Raw genomic sequence first — 7,857 nt, 5'->3', positions numbered from 1 at the left:
CCAGCAACGGGGTGTCAGGACCACGCGCCTTCGCCGTACGCCTCTGTCGCGTTACGTCTTCGCAACATCAGCGTCCACCGCAACCCGTCCAACGTCCGTGACGACGGCCGACGCCCTCTGAGTGGGACGGGATGGCCAAACATATGGCCCTGATTTGCCTTCTGGAAAAGCGAAATATTTTTTTATTTCGGGGCTTGACACGACTTCCGAAAATCGGAACTGATTTGCCCGTCGGGTTGATTTGTCGCAGTCAACCGTCATTGCGAGCGGAGCGAAGCAATCCATGGTTCGGCTTGGAGCGACATGGATTGTTTCGCTCCGCTCGCAATGACGAGAATACGGCGACTAAACATCAAATGTCATTCCGGACTCGCGCTACGCGCGCCCCGGAATGACGGCGGAGAAAGTCGAGCGATGAACGCCCTCACCCCCACGGGCCGCGCGAGGCCGAGGGGCGGCCCCACGGACCGCGGCGCGGCGTGTTGCGACCGGCGTTGACGGAAGCCGTGCCGCCCGCGCCCAACTCGGCCGCGAGCTGCTGCAACGCGGCGATGCGGTTCTCGGTCGAGGGGTGCGTCGTGAACAGATTGTCGACGCCGTGTCCCGACAGCGGGTTGATGATGAACATGTGCGCCGTCGCCGGATTGCGCTCGGCTTCCATGTTCGGCACCTGATGCGCAGCATTGGCGATTTTCGACAGTGCCGATGCAAGCCACATCGGCTGACCCACGATGCGCGCGCCGAGATCGTCGGCGGCGTATTCGCGCGTCCGGCTGATCGCCATCTGCACCAGCATGGCGCCGAGCGGGGCCAGGATCATCATCGCGATCGAGCCGATGATGCCGGGTCCGTGGTTGTTGTCGCGGTTGCCGCCGAAGAACGCGCCGAACTGCGCCACCATCGAGATGGCGCCGGCAATGGTCGCCGTGATCGTCATCAGCAACGTGTCGTGATTCTTGATGTGCGCGAGTTCGTGCGCGATCACGCCGGCCAGCTCCTCGCGGCTGAGCGAGTGCATCAGTCCGGTGGTCACGGCAACCGCCGCGTTCTGCGGGTTACGGCCGGTGGCGAACGCGTTGGGCTGCGCCTCGTCCATCACGAAGACGCGCGGCATCGGCAGGCCGGCGCGCCCGGCAAGCTCGGCCACGAGGTTGTAAAGGTCGGGCGCGGTTTGCCGGTCGACCTCGTGGGCGCCGTACATCGACAGCACCATGCGGTCCGAGTTCCAGTAGGCGAACAGATTGGTCGCGGCGGCGATCACAAGCGCGATCATGGCGCCGCCGGCGCCGCCGATCAGATAGCCGACGCCCATGAAGAGGCCGGTAAGACCGGCCAAGAGAATGGCAGTCTTGAAATAGCTCATTGTTGTCTCCCTGCCGCCGCGGCCGCATGCCGTGGCAGACATGTCAGGATGTATGGAGCCTACTGGCCTCCCTTCAAGAAGCCATGGTGCGTCGAGGCGCCGCGGATTACCCGGATGTAATCTGGCGGATAGCGCACGGGATCGATTGGTTAATGGCTTGAGCCATCCAGCAGGTATTCTGGCGAATTAGTGATCCCGCCGAGGTTCCCTTGGTGGCCGGAACGTGAGAAAATGCACGGGTGAAAATATCGTTCCATCTCGGCCGGCTGCTGGCGATCTTCCTGATCGTAGGGCTCGTGTTTGCGCCGCTTTCCCGGCCTGCCAATGCGGGCAACGGTATGGCCATGGCTGCGCCGGTGGCGGCGGAGATGGCGGAAATGGCCGCCGACATGCCCTGCTGCCCGGACAAATCCGTGCCCATGGATTGCGACCAGTGCCCGCTGATGGCGCTTTGCATGGTCACCAATTTTCACGCGCCATCGCCGGCCGGGATGATCGAAATCCGGCCCGTCACGGTCCGGCTGCTGACGCCCGGTAGCGACCCCGAGGCCGACAGCCTCGGCCAACATCCCCCGCCAAGACCTCCCCGATCCCTGGTCCGTCCGGCTTAACGCCTGATGTCGCGCGGCGCTTTGATGCGCCCGCAATCCGTGCCGCTAACGCGGCAGATCCAGGACCATCGAGGACCACAAAATGAAGACGTTCACCCACGCGCGCGCCCTCCGGGCCGCGCTGATCGCTGCCGCAATCGGGGGCGCAAGCACCGCCGCTCTCGCTGACATCAAGGACTACAAGTTCGAACTCGTCGATCAGACCGTCCAGGCCGGACCCGACAAGACCATCACGGTTCGGTTGATGAACACGAAAACCGGAAAGCCGGTACCCGATGCCGTCATCTTCGCCACCCGCCTGGACATGGCTCCGGACGGCATGCAGGAAATGGCGACCAAGATCACTCCGGTGCCGGGTGCCGAGCCAGGTACCTACAAGTTCAAGGCGACATTCGGCATGGCTGGCCGCTGGCAACTTTCGCTCGGCGCGAAGGTCCAGGGCGAGACCGGTACCGTCGACAACAAGCTTGTCATCACGGCGCAGAAATGAACCGCGCCGTCATCGCAAGCACCACCGCCGTGTTGATCGCGGCGGCGGGTGCCGGGCTCGTCCTCGCCGGCGCGCAGGGACTGCCCGCGCACACCATCGCCATGGTCACGCGCGCTGCGGCCGACGAGAGCCGCGCGCCGATCTATTTTCAGGACCCGGACGGCAGACCGTCGTACTCGCTGACGCCGAAAAAGACGCCTGACGGCCGCGACTATCGCGCCGTTCCCGCCGGAGCCGACGTCAGCTTCGACGAGGACGCTCCCGAGAAGACAGCACCGGCGGCGTCCGCCAGCGGCGCTGATCGCAAGATCAAATACTACCGCAACCCGATGGGACTGCCGGACACCTCCCCTACCCCCAAGAAGGATCCGATGGGGATGGATTACATCGCCGTCTATGAGGGCGAGGACAGCGATGACGGTTCGGTGAAACTGTCACCGGGAAAAATCCAGCGCACCGGAGTCAGGTCCGAACCTGCGGCGCCGCGCACCATCCGCAGCACGATCCACGCGCCGGGCACCATCCAGCTCGACGAGCGCCGCGTCTCCGTGATCTCGATGCGGTCCGAAAGCTATATCCAGAAGGTTGCGAACGTCACCACCGGAAGCCGCGTCGCCAAGGGCCAGCCCTTGATGGAAGTCTACAGCCCGGCGATCTCGTCGGCTGCGGCGGAATACATTTCAACCATCAACTCCAGGACGATCGGCAGCGACGCGGCCTATGGCCGGGGTTCGCGGCAGCGGGTGATGAATCTCGACGTGCCCGAAGCGGCCATCGCTGCGATGGAGAAGAGCCGGACGGTTCCGATCGGCATCGAATGGACTTCGCCGCGTGACGGCATCGTGCTCGAACGCAACGCCATCGAGGGCGCGCGCGCGCAACCGGGCGAGGTACTGTTCCGGATTGCCGACCATACGCAGCTCTGGGCCATCATCGACGTCGCCGAGCGCGACATGGGGATGCTGGCGGTGGGGCAACCGGCGACCGTAAAGGCTCGCGGCTTTCCCGGCCGCACATTCACCGGGAAAATCAACGTCATCTATCCGCAGATCAACAAGGAGACGCGTACCGGGCGCTTGCGAATCGAGCTTGCCAATCCCGATCTGGTGCTGATCCACGACATGTATGTCGATGCCGAGATCGACATCGGCAGTTCCGCGCCGGTGCTGACGATCCCGGAGAGCGCCGTGATGGACACCGGCCGGCGCCAGGCGGTGTTCGTCGACAGAGGCGAAGGCCGTTTCGAGCCGCGCGAAGTCAAGCTCGGCGATCGCGGCGATGGTTATGTGGAGGTGCGGGAGGGCGTCAGCGAAGGCGAGCCGGTGGTGGTTTCGGCAAACTTCCTGATCGATGCCGAAAGCAATCTGAAGGCCGCGCTGAAGGGCTTTGCCGACGGAGCGCAGCAATGATCGCCCGCCTGATCGCGTGGTCGGCGCGCAATCTGCTGCTGGTGCTGTTCGGCGCCGGTTTCGCCACCGCCGCCGGCCTCTATGCGCTGGCGCATCTGCCGCTGGACGCCATTCCCGACCTCTCCGACACCCAGGTGATCGTCTATACGGAGTATCCCGGCCAGGCGCCGCAGGTGATCGAGGACCAGGTCACCTACCCCTTGACCACGGCGATGCTGACGGTGCCGCGCTCAAAGGTGGTGCGCGGGTTCTCGTTCTTCGGCGTGTCGTTCGTCTATGTGATCTTCGAGGACGGCACCGATATCTACTGGGCGCGCTCGCGCGTGCTGGAATTCCTCAACAGCGCTTCGGCGCGCCTGCCCGTGGGCGTGACGCCGACGATGGGACCGGACGCCACCGGCGTCGGCTGGGTCTACCAATACGCTGTCATGTCGAAGGAGCTGAACCTCGCCGACACCCGCGCGATCCAGGACTGGAATTTGAAGTTCGCGCTTGCGAAAGCCGAAGGCGTTGCCGAGGTCGCCAGCGTCGGCGGCTTCGTCCGGCAATACAACGTCATCCTCGATCCGCAGCGCATGCGCGACCTCGGCATCACCATGCCAAGGATGCGTGACGCGATCCGCGCCAGCAATGCCGATGTCGGCGGCCGCACCGTCGAATTGTCCGAGTTCGAATACGTCATTCGCGGCAAGGGCTACATCAAGGGCATCAACGACCTCGGCAATATCGTGCTCAAGTCCAGCGCCGGCACGCCGGTGCTGCTGAAAGACGTTGCCCGCGTCGAACTCGGTCCCGACGAGCGGCGCGGCATCACCGAACTCAACGGCGAAGGCGAAGTCGCCAGCGGAATCGTGCTGCAGCGTTTCGGCGTCAATGCGCTGGACGTGATCCAGAACGTCAAGAAGCGGATTGCCGAGATCGCCAGCAGCCTGCCGAAATCGGTCGAAATCGTCGCGGTCTATGACCGCTCGGAGCTGATTAACGCCGCGATCGATACGCTCAAGCGCACCCTGTTCGAAGAGAGCGTGATCGTCGCTCTGGTATGCATCGTGTTCCTGCTGCATGTCCGCAGCGCCCTGGTCGCGATCCTGATGCTGCCGGTCGGCGTGCTGATGGCGTTCGGCGCCATGAAGCTGCTCGGCCTCGGCTCCAACATCATGAGTCTCGGCGGCATCGCGATCGCGATCGGCGCCATGGTCGATGCGGCCATCGTGATGATCGAAAACGCGCACAAGCATCTGGAGCGCGCCGAGCCTGGGCGATCGCGCATCGACGTGCTGATCGAGGCGGGGTCACAGGTGGGACCCGCGCTGTTCTTCAGCCTTATGATCATCACCGTGTCGTTTATGCCGATATTTACGCTGGAATCGCAGGAGGGCCGGCTGTTCAGCCCGCTCGCCTTCACCAAGACCTTTGCAATGGCGGCGGCGGCCTTGTTGTCGGTAACACTGGTGCCGGCGTTGATGGTGATCTTCGTGCGCGGCAAGATCATTGCCGAGCACAGGAACCCGATCAACCGCTTCCTGATCTGGGTCTATCGTCCCGTCATCAAGGCCGTGATGCGCGCCAAGGTGCTGGTGATCCTTCTGGCGGTGGCAGTGCTCGCCGTGACGATCTGGCCGGCGCGGCAGCTCGGCACCGAGTTCATGCCGAACCTCAACGAAGGCACTTTGCTCTACATGCCGACGACACTGCCCGGCATATCCGTCACCAAGGCCGGTGAATTGCTGCAGACCCAGGACCGGATCATCCGAAGTTTTCCGGAGGTGGCTTCCGTGTACGGCAAGGCCGGACGCGCCCTAACGGCGACCGATCCCGCCCCCTCCGAAATGTTCGAGACCGTGATCAATCTCAAACCAAAGGCGGAATGGCGGGCCGGCGTCACCGTGGAGAGCCTGACCGCCGAGATGGACCGGGCGCTGCAGTTTCCCGGCGTTTCCAACGCCTGGACCCAGCCGATCAAGGCGCGCATCGACATGCTGTCGACCGGCATCCGAACGCCGATCGGCGTCAAGGTGATCGGCACGGACCTCAACGAGATCGACCGGCTCGCAAAACAGATCGAGCAGGTGCTCAAGGCGGTGCCCGGCACGTCATCAGCGTATGCCGAACGCGGCATCGGCGGCTATTACCTCGACATCGTCCCCGACCGCGCGGCGCTGGCGCGCTACGGCATCATGGTGCAGGACGTCAACGACGTGATCGCGACCGCGCTTGGCGGCCAGACCGTCACCACGACCGTCGAGGGGCGTCAGCGCTTCGGCGTCAACATGCGCTATCCCCGCGATCTGCGCGGCGATACGCAATCCATCATCCGCGACGTGCTGGTGCCGATGCCGGGCGGCGGAGCGGTGCCGCTCGGCGAAGTCGCCAAGGTCGCACCATCGCGTGGGCCGACCTCGATCCGTACCGAGAACGGGCAGCTCGCGGTCTACATCTATGTCGATATCCGCGACCGCGACATCGGCAGCTACGTCGCCGACGCGCAGGCCGCGGTGAAGGCCAGCATCCAGTTCCCGCCGGGCGCTTACGTGATGTGGAGCGGGAGTTACGAATATCTCGAACGCGCCACCGCGCGGCTGAAGATCGTGGTGCCGGTGACGCTGATGATCATCTTCCTGCTGCTCTACCTCAACTTCCGCTCGCTGACCGAAACCATGATCGTGATGCTGTCGCTGCCGTTCGCGCTGGTTGGCGGGCTCTGGCTGATGTGGTGGCTGGGCTTCAACCTGTCGGTCGCCGTCGTCGTCGGCTTCATCGCGCTTGCCGGCGTCGCCGCCGAGACCGGCGTCGTGATGCTGATCTATCTCAACCAGGCGCTCGACGAGATCAGGGCGCGCCGGGCTGCCGAGGGCCGCGCCACGACGAAGCAGGACCTTTACGATGCGATCATGGAGGGCGCCGTCGAGCGGGTGCGGCCGAAAATGATGACGGTCGTCGCCATCATGGCGGGGCTATTGCCGATCATGTGGAGCACGGGCACGGGTTCTGAGATCATGCAGCGCATCGCGGTGCCGATGATCGGCGGCATGATTTCATCGACGTTGCTGACCTTGATCGTGATTCCCGCGATCTATGCGCTGGTCAAAGGCGCGCGGCTGGAACGGATTCTCCACCCGGCGATAAATCTTGATGGCAAGCCAGGCGAGGCCGGAATAGGATAGCCAGGGTGGTTTCAAACACCGTGCGATTCACCCTGATGTGAGTCTGCGGGGCTGCCGTCGCCGCTTCTGCGGGGACCGATCGGCCGTCTGGATTGCCGGCCAACGGGTCGAGGCGGTTCCGCGCCAGCGCTCAATTCGAGGCGATGTTCCAGTCTGGTGCTTTGATGCGTCCGACGAATACGGCGGGGCTGGCCGGATTCGGCTTGTAGACAAACGCCTCAGCCTCCCCGACATCGCCGGCTTCCTTTCCAAACGCGTCGGCGAAGTTGGTCTTGTGGGTGACCAGCAAATTGTTCGTGCCGGGAACGGGCACCGCATTGACCAGCTCACGCATGGCGAGGCCAGCCTTCGCGTTGGCGCCGGTGGGATTGGCCATCGACGACGCGCTGCCGGCACCGCTGTCCGTCAGAACATCCACGGCGCGGACTTCCTTGCCTGACAATATCTGTCCGGTCTCAACCGCCCGGTTGAGCCTGCTGGTGTAGACGTCGCCGACCGGCACGCCCTGCGCCTTGAGCGCGGCACCGATCTGGCGGGCGGCTTCTCTGCCCTTCTCGCTCAATTGCCGTTGCGCTTTCATATCGTCGAATTTGAAGGGGTATATATCTTTCTGGCTGTCGTCGGTCGCACCATGGCGGAAGATGATGACGTAGTTCCCCTGCTTCAGAAGCGCGAGCAGCTCGCGCGAATCCGCAGCAAAGGTCTGCGCGCTTCCGGGAAATAAAAGCAGGACTCCAAGGAGGAGTGGTATCCTCTTCATGTTGGCTCCTTGTTTTGGTCGCCGACGTCGGCGATTGTTTATGGTTTTGGTGATCAAGCG

General features: G+C 63.8%; 6 protein-coding genes. 4 read left to right on the top strand and 2 right to left on the bottom strand.

The annotated features are described in order from the left end of the window. Nucleotides 1-424: 424 nt before the first annotated feature. Nucleotides 425-1,363 carry a zinc metalloprotease HtpX gene (gene htpX / locus JQ567_RS22205; RefSeq protein ID WP_212440766.1) on the bottom strand — a complete coding sequence of 313 codons (939 nt, stop codon included), beginning with the start codon at nt 1,361-1,363 and terminating at the stop codon, nt 425-427. Nucleotides 1,364-1,602: 239 nt separating this feature from the next. Here htpX and JQ567_RS22200 point away from each other — a divergent pair, with 239 nt between their 5' ends. The 4 genes from JQ567_RS22200 to JQ567_RS22185 all read left to right on the top strand — a co-directional run bounded on the left by JQ567_RS22200 (nt 1,603) and on the right by JQ567_RS22185 (nt 7,037). Then, complete coding sequence (locus tag JQ567_RS22200) at nt 1,603-1,974, top strand: hypothetical protein (RefSeq protein WP_212440765.1); 372 nt, start codon at nt 1,603-1,605, stop codon at nt 1,972-1,974. A gap of 82 nt (nt 1,975-2,056) precedes the next feature. Continuing rightward, the gene (locus JQ567_RS22195; RefSeq protein WP_212440764.1) at nt 2,057-2,464 is read left to right on the top strand and encodes a FixH family protein; all 408 of its coding nucleotides are present in this window, start codon (nt 2,057-2,059) and stop codon (nt 2,462-2,464) included. Then, nucleotides 2,461-3,873 carry an efflux RND transporter periplasmic adaptor subunit gene (locus JQ567_RS22190; RefSeq protein ID WP_212440763.1) on the top strand — a complete coding sequence of 471 codons (1,413 nt, stop codon included), beginning with the start codon at nt 2,461-2,463 and terminating at the stop codon, nt 3,871-3,873. Before JQ567_RS22195 ends, JQ567_RS22190 begins: the two co-directional genes overlap by 4 nt. Further along, nucleotides 3,870-7,037, top strand: coding sequence for an efflux RND transporter permease subunit (locus JQ567_RS22185; RefSeq protein ID WP_249165608.1), 3,168 nt, complete (start codon nt 3,870-3,872; stop codon nt 7,035-7,037). Before JQ567_RS22190 ends, JQ567_RS22185 begins: the two co-directional genes overlap by 4 nt. Nucleotides 7,038-7,167: 130 nt before the next feature. Here the strand turns inward: JQ567_RS22185 and JQ567_RS22180 are convergent, their stop codons facing one another. Further along, on the bottom strand, nt 7,168-7,854 hold the full coding sequence (locus JQ567_RS22180) for a histidine phosphatase family protein (RefSeq protein ID WP_312017445.1): 687 nt from the start codon (nt 7,852-7,854) through the stop codon (nt 7,168-7,170). Between the last annotated feature and the right edge of the window lie 3 nt (nt 7,855-7,857).

Source organism: Bradyrhizobium sp. AUGA SZCCT0431 (genome assembly GCF_018131065.1).
GTDB lineage: Bacteria > Pseudomonadota > Alphaproteobacteria > Rhizobiales > Xanthobacteraceae > Bradyrhizobium.
Note: the sequence above shows the minus strand (reverse complement) of the source record. Positions and strands in the feature narration are given on the sequence as shown.

What these genes read in the sequence shown, in the direction of transcription:
- htpX (WP_212440766.1), bottom strand. Translation starts at nt 1,363, where the DNA reads ATGAGCTATTTCAAGACTGCCATTCTCTTGGCCGGTCTTACCGGCCTC.
- JQ567_RS22195 (WP_212440764.1), top strand. Translation starts at nt 2,057, where the DNA reads ATGAAGACGTTCACCCACGCGCGCGCCCTCCGGGCCGCGCTGATCGCT.
- JQ567_RS22190 (WP_212440763.1), top strand. Translation starts at nt 2,461, where the DNA reads ATGAACCGCGCCGTCATCGCAAGCACCACCGCCGTGTTGATCGCGGCG.
- JQ567_RS22185 (WP_249165608.1), top strand. Translation starts at nt 3,870, where the DNA reads ATGATCGCCCGCCTGATCGCGTGGTCGGCGCGCAATCTGCTGCTGGTG.